Here is a 249-nt window from a genome sequence, read left to right on the forward strand (position 1 = left end):
GACTGTTCCCCATTCCGTTTGAAGGAGAAGCGGCACCGGGCGAAGCAGCGGCCAGCACCATCTGCGACTGCTGCAGCCCCTGAATGGACTGGGACATTTGCGCCAGCATCGAATTTGTTTGTGCGATCTGCTGCAGGGCTTGATTCATCGCTTGCTGCAGCTTCTCCACTGAGGCAGTGGCATTACCGTTTTTCAAGGCATTGGCTGCCTGCTGCAAGCGTTCCGCCATCTGTTGGGCTTCTTTGGAAT

General features: G+C 56.2%; 1 pseudogene. It reads right to left on the reverse strand.

What is annotated here, in order from left to right:
* Positions 1-229 (reverse strand): annotated as a pseudogene (locus MXD62_RS09265) (hypothetical protein); the annotation flags it as partial.
* Between the last annotated feature and the right edge of the window lie 20 nt (positions 230-249).

It is taken from the genome of Frankia sp. Mgl5 (assembly GCF_023242985.1).
GTDB classification, from domain to species: domain Bacteria; phylum Actinomycetota; class Actinomycetes; order Frankiales; family Frankiaceae; genus Parafrankia; species Parafrankia soli.